The sequence below is a fragment of the Chryseobacterium ginsengisoli genome, assembly GCF_039542325.1.
Taxonomy (GTDB): domain Bacteria; phylum Bacteroidota; class Bacteroidia; order Flavobacteriales; family Weeksellaceae; genus Chryseobacterium; species Chryseobacterium ginsengisoli.
In genome coordinates this window covers 145,607-165,368 of the sequence record NZ_BAABHX010000004.1, presented here as the reverse complement: position 1 = coordinate 165,368, position 19,762 = coordinate 145,607, and the positions used below count along the sequence as shown (strand labels likewise).

At 33.0% G+C, this 19,762-nt stretch carries 16 protein-coding genes and 3 tRNA genes; 8 read left to right on the top strand and 11 right to left on the bottom strand.

The window, feature by feature from the left end; genetic code table 11:
- Positions 1-6: 6 nt before the first annotated feature.
- The 9 genes from ABD940_RS13995 to ABD940_RS13955 form a co-directional block, all read right to left on the bottom strand.
- Positions 7-1,923: a hypothetical protein gene (locus ABD940_RS13995; RefSeq protein ID WP_345205110.1), complete on the bottom strand. Its 1,917-nt coding sequence runs from the start codon at positions 1,921-1,923 to the stop codon at positions 7-9.
- Positions 1,916-2,413, bottom strand: coding sequence for a hypothetical protein (locus ABD940_RS13990; protein ID WP_345205107.1), 498 nt, complete (start codon positions 2,411-2,413; stop codon positions 1,916-1,918). Before ABD940_RS13990 ends, ABD940_RS13995 begins: the two co-directional genes overlap by 8 nt.
- A 106-nt stretch (positions 2,414-2,519) precedes the next feature.
- Positions 2,520-2,590, bottom strand: a tRNA-Asp gene (locus ABD940_RS13985).
- 3 nt (positions 2,591-2,593) lie between these two features.
- Positions 2,594-2,666, bottom strand: a tRNA-Gly gene (locus ABD940_RS13980).
- Positions 2,667-2,752: 86 nt separating this feature from the next.
- A tRNA-Asp gene (locus ABD940_RS13975) sits at positions 2,753-2,826 on the bottom strand.
- Between the two features lie 9 nt (positions 2,827-2,835).
- A complete protein-coding gene (locus ABD940_RS13970) occupies positions 2,836-4,200 on the bottom strand; it encodes an SDR family NAD(P)-dependent oxidoreductase (RefSeq protein ID WP_345205105.1) in 1,365 nt (454 codons plus the stop codon).
- A 121-nt stretch (positions 4,201-4,321) separates the two neighbouring features.
- Positions 4,322-4,972: a hypothetical protein gene (locus ABD940_RS13965; protein WP_345205103.1), complete on the bottom strand. Its 651-nt coding sequence runs from the start codon at positions 4,970-4,972 to the stop codon at positions 4,322-4,324.
- Between the two features lie 2 nt (positions 4,973-4,974).
- A complete protein-coding gene (locus tag ABD940_RS13960) occupies positions 4,975-5,688 on the bottom strand; it encodes a DUF434 domain-containing protein (protein ID WP_345205100.1) in 714 nt (237 codons plus the stop codon).
- Between the two features lie 15 nt (positions 5,689-5,703).
- The gene (locus tag ABD940_RS13955; RefSeq protein ID WP_345205098.1) at positions 5,704-6,696 is read right to left on the bottom strand and encodes a hypothetical protein; all 993 of its coding nucleotides are present in this window, start codon (positions 6,694-6,696) and stop codon (positions 5,704-5,706) included.
- Between the two features lie 433 nt (positions 6,697-7,129).
- Here ABD940_RS13955 and xylA point away from each other — a divergent pair, with 433 nt between their 5' ends.
- The 4 genes from xylA to ABD940_RS13935 all read left to right on the top strand — a co-directional run bounded on the left by xylA (position 7,130) and on the right by ABD940_RS13935 (position 12,033).
- Complete coding sequence (gene xylA, locus ABD940_RS13950; protein WP_345205095.1) at positions 7,130-8,458, top strand: xylose isomerase; 1,329 nt, start codon at positions 7,130-7,132, stop codon at positions 8,456-8,458.
- 223 nt (positions 8,459-8,681) lie between these two features.
- Positions 8,682-10,103: a D-xylose transporter XylE gene (xylE, locus tag ABD940_RS13945; RefSeq protein ID WP_345205093.1), complete on the top strand. Its 1,422-nt coding sequence runs from the start codon at positions 8,682-8,684 to the stop codon at positions 10,101-10,103.
- Positions 10,104-10,437: 334 nt separating this feature from the next.
- Positions 10,438-11,466: a LacI family DNA-binding transcriptional regulator gene (locus tag ABD940_RS13940; RefSeq protein WP_345205090.1), complete on the top strand. Its 1,029-nt coding sequence runs from the start codon at positions 10,438-10,440 to the stop codon at positions 11,464-11,466.
- Positions 11,467-11,472: 6 nt separating this feature from the next.
- Positions 11,473-12,033, top strand: a complete 561-nt coding sequence (locus ABD940_RS13935) for a hypothetical protein (protein WP_345205087.1) — start codon at positions 11,473-11,475, stop codon at positions 12,031-12,033.
- Between the two features lie 52 nt (positions 12,034-12,085).
- Here ABD940_RS13935 and ABD940_RS13930 read toward each other — a convergent pair whose 3' ends face one another.
- Entirely contained in the window at positions 12,086-12,643 is a 558-nt protein-coding gene (locus ABD940_RS13930; protein ID WP_345205085.1) for a hypothetical protein, read from the bottom strand.
- Between the two features lie 161 nt (positions 12,644-12,804).
- On the opposite strand from ABD940_RS13930, the gene ABD940_RS13925 reads away from it, so the two are divergent.
- From ABD940_RS13925 to ABD940_RS13910, 4 genes are all read left to right on the top strand, one after another.
- Positions 12,805-14,580: a leucine-rich repeat domain-containing protein gene (locus ABD940_RS13925; RefSeq protein WP_345205083.1), complete on the top strand. Its 1,776-nt coding sequence runs from the start codon at positions 12,805-12,807 to the stop codon at positions 14,578-14,580.
- Positions 14,581-14,872: 292 nt separating this feature from the next.
- Positions 14,873-15,358, top strand: coding sequence for a hypothetical protein (locus ABD940_RS13920; RefSeq protein WP_345205651.1), 486 nt, complete (start codon positions 14,873-14,875; stop codon positions 15,356-15,358).
- A 469-nt stretch (positions 15,359-15,827) separates the two neighbouring features.
- Positions 15,828-17,240 (top strand): dGTP triphosphohydrolase, encoded by a 1,413-nt coding sequence (gene dgt, locus ABD940_RS13915; RefSeq protein WP_345205080.1) that lies wholly within the window; start codon positions 15,828-15,830, stop codon positions 17,238-17,240.
- A gap of 54 nt (positions 17,241-17,294) precedes the next feature.
- Positions 17,295-18,005, top strand: a complete 711-nt coding sequence (locus ABD940_RS13910; protein WP_345205078.1) for a hypothetical protein — start codon at positions 17,295-17,297, stop codon at positions 18,003-18,005.
- A 131-nt stretch (positions 18,006-18,136) separates the two neighbouring features.
- Here ABD940_RS13910 and ABD940_RS13905 read toward each other — a convergent pair whose 3' ends face one another.
- Entirely contained in the window at positions 18,137-19,756 is a 1,620-nt protein-coding gene (locus ABD940_RS13905; protein WP_345205076.1) for a UxaA family hydrolase, read from the bottom strand.
- Positions 19,757-19,762: the final 6 nt, after the last annotated feature.

Here is a 19,762-nt window from a genome sequence, read left to right as displayed (position 1 = left end):
TGTTTTTTATGTTTCAACTTCTAAAAGACTGAAATATTCTGTGGCTGTTAAAGCTCTTATACTTCCTCTTGGTGGAATTGTTTTCTTCAATTCACAAATCAGCAAATCTCCCTGTCTTTTTAAACATTTGATATGCGGAATGATGTTTTCATGAATCCTGAATGTGGAAGCAATCGCCGATAAAGCATTATTTTTATATTCTTCTTCGATCCACAGCCAATGTTCTTTTTCTGTAGAGGGGCACCAGCATTTTACAGCATAAGAATACTGATTTCTTCCACCCCAGACAAATATTCCCAATTTTTCATTTTCAACCTGATGAACTTCATAATGATTCATTTTTTCCGTTAAAAATTCATTCCCGTTGTCATCATATCCAAAATAATTGACTTCAATTTTCGCTTCATTGATCTTTACCGCTTTTAGGTTTTTCATCAAATTTCCTACTCCAAAATAACTAAAACAGAAAAGTTTAAAATTCCGGTTTTGATCACTGAAAAATACTTCAAATTTTATCGGTTCAACCTTATTCCATAATTTTTCAATTTTATCTAAAATCTTTTCGAAAAGAGGGGAATTTACCTGATCCCATTCTCTTTCTACTTCACGGGTTTTAAAATTTTGAAAACTGCTGTGTCTTAATTTTAAAATCGAAACCAGCTTTTTCAGATTATAATGTGGCAAATGAATAATATGATTAAACTGCGTTCTTCCCACAATGAATTTATCTTTCGTAAGATAAAGGCTATCTGTTATTTTAAAATAAACATTCTTTGCCAGATGTTCCAAACCCACGTGCGTTCCGTAGAAATAATGATTAATCTCCTTTAAAGCCGGAAAATGAGAATCTTTCAAATTAATATTATCCAGATTTCCTATATATTCCAGCGATTTTAAAGTAACCTTTGAAGAACTCTGAATTTTCCCGTTGATTCTTTTCAAATGGTCAAAATCAGCTTTTGTATGTATCGCAAAATCTCCTCCTACTTCAATGATATTCGGGGCAAGGATCTGATAAGTAGAAAATGTTCCTTTTACTTTTTGAAGCGTATTCAGGTAACAGGTTTCAAAACCAACATTCTGAAGATTACCACCCACTTCATTTAATATAGGAAAAAAAGCACCACAATTATGATTTATCATGATTCCGCCGGATTTTTCCAAAGCCGGAAAAGTAGCGTAAGAACCATTTTCCAGATGAATATTTCCGCTGGTTTCCTTAAGTTTTGGAAAAGATGCTTTGGTCTTTTGAAGCCTAAGATTTCCGATCATTTTTTTCAATACCGGGAAATTATAGGTAAATTCATTCGTTGATTGATCATTACTTTCCATCTTGAGCCAGCCATGAACAAATTCCAGATTAGGGAAAGAAACATTCTTACCAAAAATATTGATTCTTCCACGGATTTCCTGATGCGGAATAACAATATTATCTCCAAAAATATCTATATTAAAGATTCCATCTTTTGGTAGCTTTTCCACTTCGTACTGACGATTGATCGGGATGATAACCCTACCCTTTATAAGCTCATTATTCTTCGCATAAACAGTAGATTTTTTCAACTCGACACTTCCTCCAATTGCTGTTAAATTTTTAAAGCTAAAATCAATAATACATTTAAAATTGCCTTTTACTTTTTCCAACTGATCTACTATTGCAGGATGGTGCATTGTAAAATTTCCTTCAACTATTTTCAATATAGGAAATGAACAGTTTTGTGCATCAATGGAAAGATTACCTCTCACATTTACAAGATTCGGAAAACTGCAGCCTTCGCCACGCAATAAAAGATCCCCTTTGATTTCAATAAAATCAAAAGTCATGTTTTTAGCATAAATTTCTATCAATGCAAGCTCATCAAAAATAGCTTCCGATATGTCTTTTTCGGAAAATATTTTACATCTTTTTAAAGTGTTAGTCATATGCATTTTCTATGATTCTTGTTATTGGGTTATATTCCTGTTGGATATATTTTACAAAACATTCACTTTCTATACGCAATGTTTTATGTTCATTATGTGTAATAAAAGCATCCTGTGAAATAATAAAAGTTTCCGTAACTCCGTTTTTGTCATAAATTCTATAATTCAGAGTCTTCAATATATGCTGATTGCTTGTTTTTTCAAGGCAGTATTCTTTATAATCTTTTGTGAATTCTGATAGGTTTTCAATTTTCTTCTTGTTGCTGATTCCTCTTTTTCTTTCAATCAGAATTAATGATTTTTCCTTTACTACCTTTTCTTTAATTAAATTGTTTACAGGTGTTTTCGCTACTATTTCAGCGCTTGTTATAATTTCAGCTTTTTTAATTTCCGGCTTTCTTTCCACAGGAAATCTCTCTTTCCATTGCAGTGGAACAGGAGTCTGCACTTCATCGACAATTTTTAGAAAAACCAATAATTTTTTTAACATGACATTTTATTTTTTAATAAAGCAAAAGAAGACCGGGATCGAACCGATAACTTATTCGGTCGGAATATATTTTTCCATATTAAACTACAGCTTTTGCTTTGTATTGGGAGCACAACAGGATTCGAACCCATATTTCCGGCGCGATAAGCCGATGTCCTTCCATTAGACGATATGCTCTTTCAGAAACGACGGGACTCGAACCCGTAACCTCTGACTTGGAAGGTCAGCGCTCTTCCTTTGAGCTAACGTGTCTATGTTGGGAGATAAGCAGGAATCGAACCTGCAACTCATTTTAGCAGAATGTATTTTTCCAATTTTATTACTATTATCTCCATTTTGGAAAGCGTGTGGGACTCGAACCCACGACCTCCGCCGTGATAAGGCGGCATTCTTCGCTGCTGAACTAACGCTTCCTCTATATTTTACCAGTTATTAATTTTATAATTTTTCAATAAAACTCCACTGTAATAATTTCCATTGATTCCTTCCACAATCGGATGCAGAATTCTCGCAGCACCGTCCACAGAATCCAACGGCGGAATATATCCCTGTTCAAACTGTTTCTTTCTTAAACTTTCCTTCGCACCTGTAGAAATCCAGCCAACGTCAACAGCAGTCATATAGATTTGGTCTTTTTCAAATTCTTTTGCAGAAGTAAGTGTCATCATATTCAAAGCAGCTTTTGTCATATTTGTGTGAGGATGAAACATCGTTTTATTGTCATAACTGAAAATACCTTCCGAAGACGTTACATTAACGATAAATTTTTCTTTAAAAGCCGAGTTCTTCATTAAAGGTTTTAATTCTTTGATCAAAAAATAGGGCGCAATATGATTAATTAAATTTACTTCAACCAATTCATACATCGAAACTTCTTCCAAAGTGGAATTCCAGCTCGTTTTATCACGATTATCAACAGGTTGTCCGAAACGTGTTAAAGCAACATTCGTTTCTTCATTTTGAGCATATTCCAATTTTCCGATCTCGGTAGAAATTGCTGTCTGATTTGGAATTAATTTTTGATTGTTTTTAAACTCAACCAACATTTCGTTTTCACGTTTGATGATCGGCAAGTAATATTCATCGGGATATTTAATCGTTTGTGCTGCGTTATTGATCAAAATATCAAGCGCATCAAAATTTGATTTATAAAAATCTATAAATTCCTGAATTTCCTTTAAATTTCTTAGATCTAAACCATACACCCAAAGTCTGTCTTTCCAGTCTTCGTAATCCGCTTCCATCTGTAAAGTTTCCAAAGCCAAAGCAGGAAAACGGGTTGTCAAAACCAAATTGGCTCCGTTTCTCAATACTTTTAAAGCAGTTGAAAATCCTACTTTTACCCTTCCTCCTGTTAAGATTACATTTCGTCCCGTTAAATCTGTTGACAAAAAACGTTTTTCGTAGTTTTCATCTGCACACTTCGGGCATAATCTTGTATAAAAAGAATGAGCGTATTGATAACTCTGATTACAACAGTAGCAATTTTTTGGAATTTGTAGTTTAGTAAGTTGTGTTTCGTCTTTCTGATCATCGTAAAAAGCAGAAACTCCCGCCAAAGCTTTCTTCATCAACACAGATTCGGAATTGATTTCCAAGTCTTGCGTTTTCATTTCAGCGTAACTTTCCTGACGATTTTGTTTTTTGGCGTTCTTATGAATTTTCGTAATGAGTCCTGAAAAAATTTTATTGTCAGGATTCAAAAATGGCTCGTCTTTTAAGGCATTTAAAACCTTAAGACATGATTCCCATTCGTTTTGCGAAAAATTTTGATTAGAAAATTCCATTGCTTTTATTTTACACTGACAAAATTATCAATGTAATACGCAATGTTTTTACGCAGAGAAAATATTTTTTAAAATTTAGAAATTATAGGTTAGAATTTAGTCTAAAATGATTTGTTTTCATTTATTCATTAATGAAAAATTCCAAAAAACCAATCAGGCTTTTTCCACCGTGGCTCCAACGAATTCCGTGACCTTCTTTTTCTCTGACTTCAAAAACCAATTCGTGTTTGTAATGAAAGAAAACATTCCACCATGTTTTATGATCCAGAATGTAATTAATTTTTTCCATTACGATTTGCTGTTTCTGTTGATTATTTCCTTTTACTTCGCCCCAAAACTGGTCATCCATTCTTCCGACATGCTTTTCCCAAGCTCTTTGTGCGATTGTAATTTCATTATTAAAAGGTTTTTCACAAGCTTCAATCAACACATTTTTCAACGGAGGAATAGCATTTTCATTGCGTAAACTTGCTGAGGTTAATCTTTGCCCCAAAATATTTAGCCAATGTTCAAAAGGAATTTCTTCTAATTTTTTGGTTTTAATTTGATCTGAATTTTGAGATTCGAAAATATAAATGAATATGTTAAAACTTTCATCGCGATCGATTTTGAGCTCTTCATTAAAAAAAGGTAGATCAAAATCTAAAGTCTGATCTTTAAACTTCTGAATATTTTCATTTAAATTTTTTAAATGCTCTTCAGCTAAAATTGCATGATATTTTTCTTTCCATTCATCAGAAAATAACGGAATGTATCTTTCAAATAAATTCATGGTTAGAACATTTTCACAAGATTAACGGAAAGCTTTTCTTCTGTAATTAAATATCCGACAAGATTGAACCATTTTTTACAATGATCCAAAATCCATGCGTCTGAAGAAACGATTATTTCTGCATTTTCAACTAAAAATCTATCGGGATTGAATTCAAGTTCGACTTCCCAATTGAGGTTATTTTCCGATACAAAATCTAAAATAATCTGTTTGATTCTTCCACTGTTGGAAACAGGTTTATCGAAGATCCAGATCAATTTTTCAGCATTGGATTTTTGAAAAAAAGAGGCAACCAATTCAATTGAAGTTAAAGTCTGATTTACTCTTTTATAAGTTCCATGAACACCGGAAAGATCACGAGAACAACCATCAACACCTTCAAAAATATAGGCTTCTGAAAGCAAACTTTCCAGTAAAATCAAAATATTAAAACCATCAAGATAAATTGTTTTATTTTTTAGATCTGAAATTTCAAATTCCTTTGATTTCCTCTCCTTAATCTGATTTTCCGAAGCCGAAGCTCCACGCAAAGCCTGAATTTGTCTGGTTTTTAATCGATAGTGATTTCCAACCAATTCCGAAGAAGTTTTTTCCGCATAATTACGGCTCAACAAATATTGCATATCCTGAACTGCAGATTTCAGTTTATCCATCTGTTTCTGTGAAGAAAATAATGTGTCGTCGCCTGTATTTTTTCCGCGATTTCTGTTGTTCATGCTCAAATGTAGAGGTTATTTTTCAGTATAGGTATAATAATTCGCCTCGGAATCGAAAATAACAAGAGCATTTCTCTTTACTCCGTAAGTTGCATTCTCACTGATAAAATCGAAATTCTCAGGTAAAATTTCTCCGTTAATTTTTAACAGATTGTATTTGTTATCTTTTCTAAATGCTCCAATAACTTTAGTTTGATAAGCAGGTGTAATACATTCGAACGAAGTTGAAAGAATTAAATTAAGTTTACTATTTTCATAGGTATAATAATTCCATGCATTATTTTCAAACAGCATAATGTAATTTCCTATGAACTTTGCTTTTTCATAATTTATTTTGAGGATTTCGTTTCCATTAGAAAGATACAGACCATATTTATTTTTCTTCTTTAAGATCAATAAGTTTTGATTTGTATTATCCTTATAAATAAACTCTTGTTTTGAAATAATAGAATCCATCTCTGTTTTAAAGATTGGTTTCCTATTACTATCAATCAAATTATATTTTCCGTTTTTTGTTTTTGAGATAAAGTAATCGGGAGTTGCGGGCATAGCACAATAAATGGAAGATTCCCGGAAATCTCCGTATTTTACATCATATTTTACATTACCATCAAATACTGCATATTTTTCATACGAAGTTAATTTTATCGGATAATTGAATTCTGAATAAAAAATAAATCCTCCGTTTCGATCAATTAATCCCCATCTATTTTTATACTTCACAACAGCCGCTTTTCCTACAAATGGATAAGCCATTTCAAATCCATAAGGAAATAGTTTTTTCTTTGTTTTGCTGTTATAAAAATAAAAGTCTTTAGAATCATCGGTCGTTTGAGAATTGGAATTACTTACAAAAACAGAATCATTGTCTGCCCTCTTCACAAAATTATCCAATACATTAAAATCAATTTTCTCTTTAAACTTAGAAAGTTGATTCTGCGAAAAAAGGCTTCCCGAAAAGAATATCAAAATAAAAAAAGTATATAATATTTTCCTCTGCGATTTCATGGTATAAAAAACATATTTAAAAATTACAAAACTATTTAAATAAACCATATAAAAACCAAAATTGTTTTTCAGGAACATTTTTCGGGAAATAAAATTGCTTTTTTATTCGTTTTTTTTGAAAATTATCTTAAAAATAAAATCAAAAAAAAGCTATTAACATTCTATAAAATAAAGAAATACACATACCCTTATCATACAAAATAAGATATTATAAAAAATTTATTGCATATAACATAAAATTATTACATTTAAAGACTTCCAATTATTAATAAAACATCAATTTTAATTAATAATTGATATTGAAAGTTAAGTAAATCTTAGAATTTCCAAATATTAACGGTTAAAAAAAAATAAATATCCGGAAATTCTAAATCGAAATGCAATCGATTGCATTTTATTGATTACAACTAAAATTTAAACAAATAAAAATATAATGGCAATTACATTAGGAAACAAAGAATACTTTAAAGGAATCGACAAAATACAGTTTGAAGGAAGAGAGTCTGATAATCCTTTAGCATTCAAATTTTATGATGAAAACAAAGTGGTTCGCGGAAAAACGATGAAAGAATATTTCAAATTCGCGACAGCTTACTGGCATACGTTCTGCGCAACAGGAGGAGATCCGTTCGGCGTTGGAACACAGCAATTTGATTGGTTATCAACTTCAGATGCCAAACAAAGAGCAACCGAAAAAATGGATGCTGCTTTCGAATTTTTCACAAAATTAGGTGTTCCTTACTACTGTTTCCATGATTATGATTTGATTGACGAAGCCGATAATTTCAAAGAATCTACAAAAAGATTAGAATTTATTACAGATTATGCTAAAGAAAAGCAATCTGAATCCGGAGTAAAATTACTTTGGGGAACTTCCAACTGTTTTTCAAATCCAAGATTTATGAACGGAGCTGCAACCAATCCTTCTTTCGACGTTTTGGCGTTTGCCGGAGGTCAGGTAAAAAATGCTTTGGATGCAACGATTAAATTAGGCGGTGAAAACTACGTTTTCTGGGGCGGTCGTGAAGGTTACATGTCTTTGCTGAATACAGATATGAAGCGTGAGTTGGAACATATGGCTAAATTTTTACATTTGGCTAAAGATTATGCCCGTTCACAAGGTTTCAAAGGAACTTTCTTCATTGAGCCAAAACCGATGGAGCCTACAAAACATCAATATGATTTTGATGCGGCAACTTGCCTTAATTTCCTTCGTCAGTACGATTTATTGGATGATTTTAAATTAAATCTTGAAGTAAACCACGCTACTCTTGCTCAACATACTTTTGAACATGAATTACAGGTTGCAGCCGACAACAACGTTTTGGGAAGTATCGATGCGAACCGTGGAGATTACCAAAACGGATGGGATACAGACCAATTCCCTGTTGATTTGTATGAAATGACTCAGGCAATGTTGGTCATTATCCAAGCCGGAGGTTTCCAGGGAGGAGGTGTAAATTTCGATGCTAAAATCAGAAGAAATTCAACGGATTTAGAAGATATTTTCATCGCTCACATCAGTGGAATGGACAATTTTGCGAGAGCTTTCCTTGCTGCGGATTCAATTTTAGAAAAATCAAAATACTCTGAAATCAGAACCAACAGATATTCTTCTTTTGATGGCGGAAAAGGAAAAGATTTTGAAGATGGAAAACTTTCATTACTTGATTTGGCTTCTCACGCAGAAGGTCTTGGAGAAGTTGGCAGAGAAAGTGGAAAACAGGAGTATTTGGAAAGTTTGATTAATCAATATTTATAATTTTTTTTGTTGGAAAAGCGCAAAGGCGCAATTTATTTAAGACTTATTATTTTATTTAAGGCGCAAGGATTTTGTCCTTGACAAAATTTAAGAACGCAAAACTTGTCGAAAATCTTGGAGTTTCTTTCGCCTTAAAATATTATAAACAATCAAAAAACTTTGCGCCTTTGCGCTTTTACAACAAAACATTTAACACCTTAACAATTAAAACTACTATGAAACTATGCAAATAATAGATTCCGGTCCGAAATATTCCTCAGGAGTAAAGGCGGAGATAAATATGACCTACGTCACGGTATTAACTTTAGTGGCAACATTAGGCGGACTTTTGTTTGGATACGACACAGCCGTAATTTCCGGAGCTGAAAAATCCATTCAGGAATATCTGATTATTCCTTTAGGATTAAGTTCTTTGGCGCATGGAGCCACGATTTCCAGTGCATTGATTGGCTGTATCATCGGAGGCGCAGTTTCAGGATATTTTTCAACGAAATTGGGAAGAAAAAGATCTTTGATGCTTGCTGCTTTTTTGTTCTTCATCAGCGCTTTGGGAGCGGCTTATCCGGAATTTCTGTTCTTTAAACAAGGCGAACATTCAATGGGAGTTTTGCTGGCTTTTAATTTTTACAGAATTATCGGCGGAATCGGAGTTGGACTTGCTTCAGCGGTTTGTCCGATGTATATTGGAGAAATTGCTCCGGCTGAAGTTCGCGGAAGATTGGTTTCTCTGAATCAGTTTGCGATTATTTTCGGAATGCTTGTCGTTTATTTTGTAAACTGGGGAATTGCCGACGGGAAATCTGTAGAATGGATCAACGATATCGGGTGGCGTTATATGTTTTTATCATTAACAATTCCTGCCGCTTTATTCGGCGTTTTATTATTTTTTGTTCCTGAAACACCAAGATATTTAACCCTGATCAAAAAAGATGATGAAGCTCTTAAAATTTTAACCAAAATTAATGGACAGCTTCGCGGGCAACAGATTTTCAGTGAAATCAAAGGAACCGTTGCAGAGCATAAAAGTGAGCTTTTCGCTTTTGGTAAAACAGTCATTATTATTGGAATTTTACTTTCTGTTTTTCAGCAATTTGTAGGAATAAATGTTGCTTTATATTATGCACCGAGAATTTTTGAAAGCATGGGAGTTCACAAGGATGCTTCCATGTTTCAGACTGTTGTGATGGGATTGGTGAATGTAATTTTCACGGTCGTAGCAATTTTCACGGTTGATAAATGGGGAAGGAAACCTTTATTAATTGTAGGCTCCGTCGGAATGGCAATTGGAATGTTTGCTATTGCCATTTTCTCCTATTTACAGATTATTGGAATTGCAACGTTGGTCTTCATCATTGTTTATACAGCCTCTTTTATGATGTCTTGGGGACCGATCTGCTGGGTTTTGATCTCAGAACTTTTCCCGACTAAAATCAGAGGATCTGCAATTGCAGTGGCTGTAGCTGCACAATGGGCAGCAAATTATTTGATTTCTTCAACTTATCCGTTTATGATGGAATTCAGTGGAGCATTTACTTATGGTTTTTACGGAGTAATGAGTGTTTTATCATTGTTCTTCGTATGGAAAATGGTTCCTGAAACCAAAGGAAAATCCTTAGAAGAAATTGAAAAACTTTGGAAAAGGTAAATATTTTTTACATCAATAGTTAGTTAAATAAAGGACATCGGTTTTCGGTGTCCTTTTTTGGTGAAATAGATTTCTATTTTTTTCATCATTTAAAACTAAAATTTAAGATAAATTAATTTGATTTCCAGCTAATCCAAACTTTTATCTTAAGTAAAACTTCACTTAATTACAATAAAATCAACCATTTAAACAGGTTTGGTTTTTAATATAATTTTAATCTCCCACAATCTAGTATAAAATAGATAATATTTGCTTTTTAGTAGCCATAATTTGATTAAATTTACGTCAATAATGTATGTTATTTTAACGTATAAAAACACTTAGAAAAACCTGTATGAATAAGAAAAGTGCCACAATCTATGATATTTCGAAGAAGCTAAACGTAAGTGTGGCAACTGTTTCCAGAGCATTAAATGATCATCCCAGAATAAGTGAGGCAACAAAAGAATTGGTACGAAAAACTGCCAAGGAAATGAATTATAAGCAAAATAATCTTGCTAAAGCTTTAAAGAGCGGAGAAACAAAAAATGTCGGAATTATCGTTCCGTATGTAAATACAAATTTCTTTTCATCTGTGATTCGCGGGATCGAGGAAGAACTTTCTCCTCATGGTTATCATGTTATTATCTGTCAAAGTCATGAAGATGTAAATATTGAAAAAAAACATCTCAATACTTTACTGAATGCTCAGGTAGACGGGATTTTCATGTCGGTTTCAAAAACGACAACAGATACGGAACATATTCAGAGTATTTTGGATACAACCAACACTCCGATTATCTTTTTTGACCGGAAAAAAGACATCGCGGGAATCAGCACGGTGACAATCGACGATTACCGTGGAGGTTATATTGCAACTGAACATTTAATCAATGAAGGATATAGAAATATCTGTCATTTTTCCGGTGATCTGAATCTTGAGATCTATCAGAACCGTCTGAACGGTTACAAGCAGGCTTTAATTGATCATAAACTAACTGTAAAAGATGAAAATATCATCACAACCGGAAGTTCTATCGATGCCGGAATTGATGCGATAAAAACACTTTGGGACAAAAAATCTGTTCCTGATGCTATTTTTTCTTCGAGTGATTTTGCTGCGTTAGGCGCTTGTCAGGAACTTAAAAAACGTAAGATTAAAATTCCCCAGGAAGTTGCTGTTATCGGTTTTTCTAATGAACCTTTCACACAATTTATGGAACTGCCGATAAGCTCTGTAGATCAAACTCCCGTTACGATGGGAAAAATGGCAGGACAAGTTTTCCTGGAAAGAGTGAAAGAAAACAGCTCAGGAATTTCTATTGAGAAAAAGGTGATATTGGAACCGCAGATTTATATTAGGAAATCTTCGAAAAGAAAGTAATCTTTAATGAAATCACTGACGATAATATTATCAATAGTAATTATTAGCCTGATCTGTACAATTTATGCTAAATTTTGCGATCCGGAAATAACTCCTTTTAATGAACTTATCGCAAAATTTAATCCTCAATTAAATAGTGCCGTAGAAGGTTATTTTATTTCAGAAAACACTTTTAAAGTAACGTATTCACTTGATCCTAAAATAGAAATCGGCAGTGAAAATAAGGTTTTTGAATATGGTCCATTTGGCAGCCGCTGCGAAAGCTACGAATTGGGAAGTAATGTTGATAAATCATTTTTTGGAGCCAAAAATATTCGACTGTTATATTTATATAAAGATCGTAGTAAAAATGGAAAACTGGTAACACCGATATTTTATGGTGAAGGAGTCCCAATAGTCAAAAATAAAACTGTAGAATATTATTATAAGAAAGTTTCAATAAATAAAGCTCCATACGTAGCAGAACGTCGTTTTTATACTCCATTGGATGCAATTAGGAAATGGCTGAAGCAACCTGATAACACTAAACCGCTTATATGGAAAAGTAAAATAGTAGAATACAAATAGCGATAGTATAGGTAAACCCAATTATTATTTTAATTGAAGATTGATATAAATATTAGAATAATTGTCTTAAATCATTAAGATATCCTAAAGTTTCAGGAATCGTATTATTTTCTATTGCTTCTTTCATCGTAATACTTTCCAATTCTTTTATTTCAGGAATTTTGAGTCTTCTTACCGAATCTTTTAAGCCATAATCTTTAAAATATAAAAGTTCTCCTCTACGAATCAATTCATCTCCGTAAAATTCAAATGTGATTATTTCTTTATCTTTAACCGAAGTTATCACAACATTGTGTTTCTTATGATATATTAAAATCAAATAATCTTTATAACATTCCAGCAAATAAATATCGCAACCATATCTTGGATGCATGGTTTTAGGCGGAAATTCAAAAAATGTATTATTCTCGAAAATTATAAATAACTCATCTCCGTTATTTACGTTGAGCTGAAACCATGCTGTTTTTCCGTCAGCAATATCAATATTATCTACATTAATCGAATTTTTCAACCCTGAAGAATCTTTCCATATAATATTTCTTTCATCTTCTATGATAGCATTTAAATGTTTACTATTTAATATTTCTGCTACTGTGTTTAGTTTATCCATTGTTTCTGAGCTTTAGATTACAAATATAATTTAATGTCAATATTTTGTAATCAATAATTATTTTATATTGGAAAATAAGCGTGATTTTTACAGTAGTATGATCACGTTTGTTTTTCCTTCTTCTCCGAATAATTGTATCTTGCAAGTATCAACTAATATATATGGAAATTTTATCTGAATTAAAAACACTTATTACCAACGGCACTACAGAGCAAATCCAACAGGCAAAACATATTGCTTCAGAAAAACAACTCAACACAATTATAGAGATTTGCGATTTCTTTGAAGCTACAATCAATGACAGCAGCTATTATGTGCATGAAATCAAACGCTTTTTGCTAGCCAACTTTGAACATTATCCTTCTCATCATTTATCCCTTTCACCACTGAATTTTAGCGGTATTGTTATGGATTATTACTATTCTAAAAAAACAATGTTCGGATCCAGATTACCTGAAACCATCGGTTATCTGCAAAGTCTTACTTCATTTGCCTGTAACGGCTGTTTTGATGAACTACCCATTGGTTTTGGAAAACTAACAAACCTTAAAAAACTGGTTCTGTCTCAAAACAAGATGAAAGAATTTCCTAAGATGATTCTTAACTTCAAAGAACTTGAACATCTTGATCTTTCTTTAAACTCTGAAATAACAGCAATTTCTGAAGAAATAGGAAATCTAAAGAAACTTAAGGTATTACAACTCGGCTATAACGCTATTGAAGAACTACCTCAAAACATTGGGTTGCTATCCGAGTTGGAAGAAATCCGAATTCAGGGCAACAAGTTGACAACTATTCCCGCTTCTTTTGGGCTACTCACAGGGCTCAAGAAATGCGATTTCAGCGAGAACAATATTTCCGGAATTCCACAAGAGCTCAAAAAGCTGGATAACCTCGAATCTGTAAACTTTTCAGATAACCCACTCTCTCCTGAAGATGAACTTTTGCTGATGCACCTTAATCCCGCAGCCCACACATTTACATCCCTTGAAAAAGCATTACTTTATAAGGATAAAGCTACAATCCTAAACCTTAGTAAACAGAATCTTAGGGAGGTTCCGCTTGCTATCGGTGAGTTGAAAAATCTGAAAACTCTGAATCTGAGTGAAAACAAACTTACCGAATTGCCGGAAACAGTTGCCCAATTAATACAGCTCACAAATCTAAATCTTAACAGAAATCAACTTCAAAAGGTGCCCTCAGTAATTGGTGAACTCAAAAAGCTGGAAGATCTGGATTTATCTCGCAATCAACTTACCGATCTCAGTATCGATTTTAGTAAATTAAAAAAACTGCATACCCTCTTTTTAGATTATAACAAAATTCTGGAATTACCTTCAAGTATAGGTCAGCTCAAAAAGCTTGATTTTCTTTCCATTCCTAATAACAAGCTGAGTACATTACCAGATACCATTGGAAATCTTAAAAAGCTCAGATGTCTATTCCTGAATCATAATGCAATAACGGAATTACCAAAAGAAGCTGGGCAACTCTCCGGTTTAAAAATTCTTGAATTATCCTTCAATCAACTCAGTTCCCTGCCACAAGAAGCTGCACAGTTATCAACCTTGAAAGAATTGAACATGGAAGGGAATCGCTTCAGTGAATTTCCGACATCCATTGTCAAACTTCAAAAATTGGAAATACTGGATCTAAGTGAAAACCAAATTACGGTAATCCCATCTTCTGTAGAACACTTAATAAAACTTAAAGACCTGAATCTGCACGATAATCAGGTAGAAGCATTACCTTCAGCCATAGCAAAAATGCCTGCTCTGTTTTCTATAGGTATGGACAATAACAAACTTAAAGCTTTACCCGAGGAACTAAAAAATGCTAAAAAACTGAAAGAATTGTCCTTGATTGATAATGAATTTACAGAGGAAGATCAAGACGAAATTCAAGACATGTTTTCAGAAATTGAATTTTTATTTTAAATAAACAGATATGATTTTGCTGTAAAATCTACTTGTAAAAATAAAATCTCCTTGTTATACGGGCACAAAGAAAGAGCGAATTATGATAATAGTTCGCTCCTTTTTTGTATCAATACAGACTAAAATTGTTGATGTGATATTGAATATTGTAAATTGTTTGTAATATCACTGTTTTTCAAAAAAAACCTCCAACTATTTTCCACATATATTGAAATTTTTTCTACCTTCGTTTTTCATTAAAAAAAAACACACGATTTTACATAAATAGTATTAACCTTTAAAATCAAAAATGATGGGATTAACAAATTTGAACTCCACCCATTTGAGCAGTGCAAAGATCACTGCGGCACAGGATGCCATCGCGGCATTGGAAACAGCTCTTGCTGAAATCACAATCAATCTTTCGCCGGAAGACCGTAAAAAATACGGAAGTATCAACGAGCAAAATAAGCTGTTTGTGAACAAAGTGTACGACTACAATCAGAGCCAATCTAACTTAAGCTCTCCCGAGGTAGACTGGGACGAATTCAACAGAGATCACTCCTCCCGAAACAACATGGAAATGATGATCAGTAAACTTGAAAGCATTATCACCAGATTGAACAATGCAAAAACACTTCATGATTACGACAATTATCAATCGGCGTTGGTAGATTATTCTTACACAACCTACAAATCGGGAACTTCAGCACCGGGATTTGAAAACAAATACAAAGACCTGAAACAGTTTTTTGTAAAAAATTCAACTTCTACCACTCCATCGGAAGAGAAGAAGTAAAAACGTTACAATTAAAAACCCCCTTCAATCAACTTGGAGGGGTATTTTTATGGTTTTTCTCCGTCTTTCATATGTTTAGATACGTTTTGTAATGGTCGGTCGACGTTCTTTAACCATCTTGAGAAGTTCATTATAGATATGGATACGTCTCTCAATTATCTGGAGACGTTCTTTAGTGGTCGGATGAGGTTGTTTAGCATTCGGGATACGTTCTAGAAAGGTACAGAGTGGTCTTTTACCTATCCGGAGAGGTTGGATGACGTGTCGGGAGAGAGATATTACCTCATCGGAGGCGTCGATAACCTCGCCTGACTTCTGATGAACGTATCGAGATAGATTTCGGACTTGTCGGTTGGGGTTCAGAACGTCAAATTTGGGGTTTTGGACGTGGGGAATAGGTTTTTCTTTTTTGATTGAACAGTTAGAAAATTAAAGAATTTCATTAAATTTGTAGATTAAACTAATTTAAATGAATAACCAAAAAAAGTGGAAACTATTATTACAAGATTATAGATTTAGAGAAAAAACTCCAGCAATCTCGACTGATGGAAGAAACCCTTTTGAAAATGATTATGGTAGACTTATTTCAAGTGCTCCCATCAGAAGATTACAAGACAAAACTCAAGTTTTTCCGCTAGAACAGAGTGATTATATTAGAACAAGATTAACTCACTCCCTTGAAGTTTCTTACATTGCAAGTTCTATAGGTCAAAGCATTGAAAATATTTTAATTAATAAAAAACAGATTGATCCTAAATACAAAGGATATTTAAGTTCTTTATTACGAGTTTCTGGCTTAGTTCATGATTTAGGTAATCCTCCTTTTGGACATTTTGGAGAAGAAGCTGTAAAAAAGTTTTTTAAAGATTATTTTAAATCACAAGAATTTATTGATTACGAAAAACTTGTGCAAAATGAAAATAAATCAGATGCTCCAATTTTAAATATTTTTGAGAAAGCCGATTTTGAAAATTTTGATGGAAATGTGCAAACTTTACGAATTTTATCAAAATTATATTATTTTGGGGATGAATTTGGTTATAATCTAACTTATTCAACACTTGCATCCTGTATAAAATATCCTTCAAATTCAGTAAAAGGTAATTTAGGGAAAAATAAAAATATAAGAAAAAAGAAGTTTGGTTATTTTGTGACAGAGAAAGAGATTTTCAAAACACTAAATAAACATCTGAAATTAAATAATAAAAGAAGTCCAATTGTTTATTTAATGGAATCTGCAGATGATATTGCATATAGCGCTGCAGATATTGAAGATGGAGTAAAGTTGAAAATTATTGACATCTATGATGTTAGAAAAATATTTAAGAAGAATTTATCTAAAAACAAAAAGATTGTAATTGCTGAATTAGATGAATTGATTGAGAAACATGAAAAAGGTGAATTTGATGAGTCTATTGTCATTCAAAAATTTAGAATATTTACTCAGAGATTAATGATTTCAAACATCATTGAAACTTTTGAGAAAAATTATGATTTAATAATGAATGGTGATTTAGAATATGAAATTATTGACGTATCTAATGCCTCGGATATTAGAGCAGCGTATAAACAGTTACAATATATTGTATTTGATGATAAAAATATAGTTAAGAAAGAAATTGCAGGTTGGGAAGCCATTTATGGATTATTAAAAATTTTAGTTAAGGCGTCACAAAGCCCCAATTTTAAGAAAGAAGGAAACACATATGAATCAAGAATTTATAAACTAATCTCATCAAGTCATAGATTCGTCTATGAAAGAGTTGAAAAATATGAAAATCAGGAGTATAAAAAATTACAGATGATTACTGATTTTATTTCTGGTATGACAGATACATATGCGATTACACTATATCAAGAACTAAAAGGAATTAAGTTATAATTGAAAAATATAAAAGACATAAAGACTGGATTCTATCTTCATTTTACTGAACAAATGAAGATAGAAGGCTTTATGGGTTTTTTTTATGAATTATTTATGACTGGTTCAGCATACGTTGTTGGTGGTTATTTTAGAGATTTCTTACTTAGTAAGTCAAGTAGAGATGTTGATATTATAACGGATTTGAGTCAAAACCAACTTATCTCGTTAGTTAATAATGCAAATGTAAATTTTAATATTAATAGACACGGTGGTCTCAAAATTTCTTTGACTCAGATAGAAATTGATATCTGGACAATTGATAACAATTGGGCATTTAAAAATAATTTAGTTAAACTAAATGAGAATGATATACTCAACAGTATTGCTAAAGGATGTTTTTATAATTTTGATTCACTAGCAATAAATTTACACACTTTCAATTATAGTATACGATATTTTAGTGAATGCTTAAATAAAAAGGAACTGAATATTTTGCAAGAAAATTCTATATATAAAAACTTAAACCCTTCAATAGAAGCTAATATTTTAAGAGCAATTTACTTAGGTAAAATATACAACTTAAAATACTCACCAAACACCATTAATTATTTATTTTCAAAGATAGGATTTATTGCAGATAAATTTAATAATCCATTAGAAAGAATTCTTACTGTTCGTGAACAATATCCGAAATATTCAATAATTAAGGAAAATGATATTCTTAATTTATTTTTTAACTTATTAGAAGGACAAGATTCAAAACAATTAAAATTGGATTTGTAAAATAAATTATTGCAATAAAAATATTTTATTCTGTATTAATAATCCAAAAAAAAGAAAATGCTCCCTACCGAAGCAAGAAGCATTTTCAACCCTAATATTTATATAATTAAAAACAATAATTATAAAATTCACTATAAACTTACGCCTCGTCTCCAAGGGATAAAATCATTTTGATTCAGTAAATCGGCTTTGGCTTTTACTTCGCCGCTTGCTACTTTGATGATGTATTCTAACAGTTCATCTGCCGCTTCCGGAATTGTTTTATCTCCGCTAATTACTGTCCCTGCATTAAAATCGATAATATCCGACATTTTTTCTGCCAAAACCGTATTTGAAGAAATCTTCACGACTGGAGAAATAGGATTTCCCATCGGTGTTCCCAAACCTGTGGTGAAAAGAACAACTGTTGCGCCTGAACCTACCAAAGCGGTTGTACATTCGGCATCATTTCCTGGAGTACACAGAAGATTCAGTCCGGGTTTTGTAGCATATTCTGTAAAATCAAGAACTTCTACGATTGGTGCTGCACCACCTTTTTTGGCTGCTCCAGCGGATTTCATGGCATCAGTAATCAAGCCGTCTTTGATATTTCCGGGAGACGGATTCATATCAAAACCTGAACCTGCTGCAACCACAGATTTTTCAAAATCTTTCATCAACTGAAGAAACTTTACACCATCTTCATCGTTGATGCAACGGTTGACCAGCTCCTGTTCTACTCCACACAATTCTGGGAATTCAGCAAGCATGGTTGTACCGCCAACTGCCGCCATAATATCGGAAACTTCACCCAAAACAGGGTTTGCAGAAATTCCTGAGAAACCATCTGAACCACCACATTCCAAACCAATATTCAGCTTGGTGATGGGTGAAGGTTTACGCTCTATATTGTTAGCTTGTTTAATGCCTTCATAAGAATCTTTGATAACACCTGTCAGCATTTCGTCAATCGTTCCTGATTTTTGCTGTTCGTAAACAACAATCGGTTTTTTGTTATTTGGAGCCAATGCATGCAATGAATCCATGAAAATTTGCACCTGAAGATTTTGGCAACCTAAACTTAAAACCGTTGCTCCTGCAACATTCGGGTTGTTCACATATCCTGCGAACAGTCTTCCCAGCGCTTCAGCGTCCTGACGAATTCCACCACAACCACCTTGGTGCGTGATGAATCTTACGTCAATATTTTTAAATACTCTTGTATCCGGTTTTTCCTCTTCTACTACAACATCAGAATCCGTTCCGCCATTTAATAACGACCTTAATAATAATTGATGTTTGCTGGCTTTATCGTGCAGTAATTCTTTTTCAAAAATATCTTTTAGCGTCTCGATATTCTTGTTTTCACAGAATACCAATGGGAAGAACAGCCAAACGTTTTCTGTTCCCACTTGTCCGTCTTCACGGTGATATCCCATGAAAGTTCGGTCTTTCCATTTGTCAATATTCGGTGGATTCCAGCCTAAAGTAGCAGTTTTACCTTCTACTTTTGCACTTTGATGTTTTACGTTTTCAGTTGTAATAACTTCACCTTTTTTGATGTGTTGATTCGCTTTTCCAACAATTACGCCATACATAATGATATGGTCGCCATCTTCAAAATCTACGGCAGCGAATTTATGTTTAGCCTTAATGTCTTTTACAACCGTGTAATCTGTACCGTCTAAATGCACCGATTCTCCGGCAGACAAATCCAACAGCGCTACAATAACGTTGTCTTTAGGATTTACTTTCAGTACCTTCTTTTGCATGATTTC

Excerpts from the sequence above, each read along its gene's own strand:
- ABD940_RS13970 (WP_345205105.1), bottom strand. The coding sequence starts at position 4,200 with ATGGAATTTTCTAATCAAAATTTTTCGCAAAACGAATGGGAATCATGT.
- ABD940_RS13930 (WP_345205085.1), bottom strand. The coding sequence starts at position 12,643 with ATGGATAAACTAAACACAGTAGCAGAAATATTAAATAGTAAACATTTA.
- xylE (WP_345205093.1), top strand. The coding sequence starts at position 8,682 with ATGCAAATAATAGATTCCGGTCCGAAATATTCCTCAGGAGTAAAGGCG.
- ABD940_RS13960 (WP_345205100.1), bottom strand. The coding sequence starts at position 5,688 with ATGAACAACAGAAATCGCGGAAAAAATACAGGCGACGACACATTATTT.
- dgt (WP_345205080.1), top strand. The coding sequence starts at position 15,828 with ATGAATAACCAAAAAAAGTGGAAACTATTATTACAAGATTATAGATTT.
- xylA (WP_345205095.1), top strand. The coding sequence starts at position 7,130 with ATGGCAATTACATTAGGAAACAAAGAATACTTTAAAGGAATCGACAAA.
- ABD940_RS13920 (WP_345205651.1), top strand. The coding sequence starts at position 14,873 with ATGGGATTAACAAATTTGAACTCCACCCATTTGAGCAGTGCAAAGATC.
- ABD940_RS13935 (WP_345205087.1), top strand. The coding sequence starts at position 11,473 with ATGAAATCACTGACGATAATATTATCAATAGTAATTATTAGCCTGATC.
- ABD940_RS13940 (WP_345205090.1), top strand. The coding sequence starts at position 10,438 with ATGAATAAGAAAAGTGCCACAATCTATGATATTTCGAAGAAGCTAAAC.
- ABD940_RS13965 (WP_345205103.1), bottom strand. The coding sequence starts at position 4,972 with ATGAATTTATTTGAAAGATACATTCCGTTATTTTCTGATGAATGGAAA.
- ABD940_RS13995 (WP_345205110.1), bottom strand. The coding sequence starts at position 1,923 with ATGACTAACACTTTAAAAAGATGTAAAATATTTTCCGAAAAAGACATA.
- ABD940_RS13910 (WP_345205078.1), top strand. The coding sequence starts at position 17,295 with ATGAAGATAGAAGGCTTTATGGGTTTTTTTTATGAATTATTTATGACT.
- ABD940_RS13990 (WP_345205107.1), bottom strand. The coding sequence starts at position 2,413 with ATGTTAAAAAAATTATTGGTTTTTCTAAAAATTGTCGATGAAGTGCAG.
- ABD940_RS13925 (WP_345205083.1), top strand. The coding sequence starts at position 12,805 with ATGGAAATTTTATCTGAATTAAAAACACTTATTACCAACGGCACTACA.
- ABD940_RS13905 (WP_345205076.1), bottom strand. The coding sequence starts at position 19,756 with ATGCAAAAGAAGGTACTGAAAGTAAATCCTAAAGACAACGTTATTGTA.
- ABD940_RS13955 (WP_345205098.1), bottom strand. The coding sequence starts at position 6,696 with ATGAAATCGCAGAGGAAAATATTATATACTTTTTTTATTTTGATATTC.